This is a genomic window from Spiroplasma sp. Moj (assembly GCF_016082285.1).
GTDB classification, from domain to species: Bacteria; Bacillota_I; Bacilli_A; order Mycoplasmatales; family Mycoplasmataceae; genus Spiroplasma; species Spiroplasma phoeniceum.
On sequence record NZ_MQTY02000103.1, the window covers coordinates 1 to 3,473 of the forward strand.

Sequence of the window (3,473 nt, forward strand, 5' to 3'; positions counted from 1 at the left end):
AAAATATCGTAATCATAGAAAACGATTTAGTTTAAGATTTAATTTAATTGCTTCAATTTATAATTTGCAATTATTATAGATAGCATAGAAGATGTATTTAAAATTAAATAATTTAAATAAAAAAGTCATTTTTCGTTGTAGGAAAATATTAAATTTTTAAATAAAAGACATAATTAATTAAAATTATAATTTGCTATTAGTATCTTTTTAAAAATATTTACAATTATTTTAATAGGTTATGCAAGAAGTCTANTNAATNATNTNTNNTTNATATGTTTTAAAATCTGGTTGCAATGCCTCTAAAAAACATTGTGCCTTTGCGGCAATAACATGTTCTAATGGTCCACCTTGATTACCTGGGAAAACAGCACTATTAATTTTTTTTGCTCATTTTTGCTTTGATAAAATTAAACCCCCACGAGGTCCACGCAATGTTTTATGTGTTGTCGAAGTAACAACATCAACATATGGAATTGGGGATTGATGTAAACCAGCAGCAATTAATCCTGCAATATGAGCCATATCTACCATTAATAAGGCTCCAACTTTATCAGCAATTGCACGGAACTTTTTAAAATCAATCTCACGTGAATAAGCACTGGCTCCAGCAACAATTAATTTTGGTTTTACTTCAATTGCAATTTTTTCAATTGCATTATAATCTAACATTTCGGTTGTAGGATCAACTTGATAACTACGAAAATCATATAATCGACCAGAAAAATTAACATTATGACCATGGGTTAAGTGACCACCTACTGCTAAATCCATTGCTAAAATAGTATCACGTGGTTGTAGCAAAGCATAATAAGCAGCAGCATTTGCTTGACTACCTGAATGTGGTTGAACATTAGCATGTTCAGCTTGAAATAACTCCTTAACCTTATCAATTGCTAATTGTTCAACTTGATCAACATATTCACATCCTCCATAATATCGGTGAAATGGATATCATTCAGCATACTTATTAGTTAAAATTGAGCCTGTAATAGCTAAAATTGCCTCACTAACATAATTTTCTGACGCAATCAATTCAACATGATTTTGTTGACGTTTTAATTCCAAATCAATCAATTTTTTAATTTGTGAATTAACTTTCATTATTTTCATCTCCATTCTATAACTTCTAATATCATTAGATAGAGATAAATAAAAATAACTTCAATAAAAGTTATTTTTCAAAATTTTAATATTGTAAATTTGCATTAGTATCTTTATGAATTAATGGGGAAACAGCCCGATATGTAATATAAATAATTGCCGAATTAAATAATACTTTCATTGGTGCCATTGCTAATCGCGTAATCATAGTTATCCCATAACCATCTGTTCCACTATTTTTATTATGTGATACCGTTAAAAAGGTGATATCCCCCCATGCGGATATCAAGGTGGTGACTCAATATTCATTAACAACAGCAAGCATAATAATAGCAACTAAATCTCAATAACGTTTTTTTGTTTTATCAAAATGACGATAAACAAACATAATAATTCATATAATGATAATAGTTCCCCCTGTGCCAAAACCAATAATATAACTTAAAACAATTTTGCTAACTTCCAATCCAGCAAATAATGTAATGGTTTCAAATGGTGAATATCATGTCATTACTCCAGCAAAAGTTCCAAAAATTAAAATAAAAATATTTGTTAACATAAATAAAACTCATTTATGCTTACCAACGGCACGATTAATTGAAGATACACAACCTGATAAAAATCCATATGAAGCAATTACAATAATATAAGCAACATGAAGATAAGAAGGAACAAATAACATAACAATTAAATCAGTAACAACCCCCGATAAAAGTCCAACGATTGGTCCAAAAATAAATCCACTAATTTTAACCATTAAACCTTCAAAAGCAATCCGCACAGGAGGAAAAACCGTAATTGGTACTGTTATTGAAATAATAATAGTAACTGTTGCTGAAACTGCTGATAACATTGTAATATACGCAATATTTTTCGTTGTAAAACGAATACCATGATAACGTTTAGGATTAATTAAATAATATAAACCATTATAAATACAATAAATAATAAAAAGAGCACCAATAACACCACTAGCAATATATGCCATTTTATTACTATATAAGATTTTTGATATATCACTAAATGATGTTAGTAGACCCATAATATCCCCACAATCTATATTAATAAAATAAATCTTCTTGTCCTGTCAATATTTTACATATATCAATTATACATTACATTTTTCAATCAATTATGTTTTTTTTATTTTTTAAAAGTAAATCGTTAATTTTTACAAAAAATTGTTGATCCTTAAATAAATTGTAACTAAAAGGTGATGGGTGCGCTCCCTTAATAATATTACTTTTATTCAAAATATATTCACCATACTGTTTTGCATAATTGCCTCATAAAACATATACAATATCATTACGAATCTCATTTAAATAAATAATCAAATTTTGACTAAAATTAGTTCAACCAATATCCTTATGACTTAAAGGCGTTTTGGCAACAACACTTCCAATTGTATTATATAGAAAAACACCTTTTTTAGCTCAATGGTCTAAATTACCACTAGCATAATGATCAACACCTAAGTCTTTTTTTAATTCATGAAAAATATTGACTAAACTTGGCGGAGTTCTAATACCATCATTAACACTAAAAGCTAAACCATTTGCTTGGCCTGGACCATGATATGGATCTTGTCCAATAATAACAACTTTAATATCATTAGGCTCAGTTAATGTAAACAAACGAAAAATATCTATTTTTGCAGGGTAACAAAGTTTATTTTGATATTCACTATCAATGTTCTTTAACAATTGTTTAAAATACGGTTTTTTAATCTCATTATCAAAGAACTCTCCTCAACCAACTGCGTATTTTATTCACATTCCCTTTTCTCCTATTGCCTCTCATTTATGGTAAATTATTAATTTCGGTTTTTTGTAAAATAATTATATCAAAAAAAGGAAAAAAAGATAATAGACTTCTTGCATCTGTGAAAACCATATACATTTTAGACCACTGATTTAGTCTTTAAATTAGAATGGAGATTAAAATGAAAAAGTATATGGTAACAAGCATTCCAACTGAAAATGAATTATATTCATTACAACGAAAAATAAAAAAATGATATTTACAACAAAAACTTACAAAAGAAATAAATTATATTTATCAAAATGTCATTAATTATTTTAATTTATGTCAGAAATACTATTTATATGAAAATTAACTAAATAGCTTAATTAAATTATTTTATATAAGTCAAAACAAACTTTTTATAATTGAGCTAAAAAGATTCAACTTTGTCTTAAAGAAAAATTAAATTTTCTGGTTTTAGCTAAAAAACCAACGAGACCAATTAAAATTAATAACCATTATTCAAAAACTTACAAAATTGCTGTTGCAAAAATGATGAAAAAATATCGCCAAGAATATGGAACTGGAATTTATGAATTTTATAATTTAACTTTAGCTGGATTTTT

General features: G+C 26.9%; 3 protein-coding genes and 1 pseudogene. 1 reads left to right on the forward strand and 3 read right to left on the reverse strand.

What is annotated here, in order from left to right; translation table 4 throughout:
* Positions 1 to 270 precede the first annotated feature (270 nt).
* The 3 genes and pseudogenes from glyA to BST80_RS04605 form a co-directional block, all read right to left on the reverse strand.
* Positions 271 to 1,101: pseudogene (glyA, locus tag BST80_RS04595) on the reverse strand (serine hydroxymethyltransferase); the annotation flags it as partial.
* Between the two features lie 85 nt (positions 1,102 to 1,186).
* On the reverse strand, positions 1,187 to 2,143 hold the full coding sequence (locus BST80_RS04600) for a hypothetical protein (protein ID WP_415746168.1): 957 nt from the start codon (positions 2,141 to 2,143) through the stop codon (positions 1,187 to 1,189).
* 73 nt (positions 2,144 to 2,216) lie between these two features.
* Positions 2,217 to 2,879, reverse strand: a complete 663-nt coding sequence (locus BST80_RS04605) for a uracil-DNA glycosylase (RefSeq protein WP_415746169.1) — start codon at positions 2,877 to 2,879, stop codon at positions 2,217 to 2,219.
* Positions 2,880 to 3,034: 155 nt separating this feature from the next.
* On the opposite strand from BST80_RS04605, the gene BST80_RS04610 reads away from it, so the two are divergent.
* Positions 3,035 to 3,220 (forward strand): hypothetical protein, encoded by a 186-nt coding sequence (locus BST80_RS04610; protein ID WP_415746170.1) that lies wholly within the window; start codon positions 3,035 to 3,037, stop codon positions 3,218 to 3,220.
* The last annotated feature ends 253 nt before the right edge of the window (positions 3,221 to 3,473 follow it).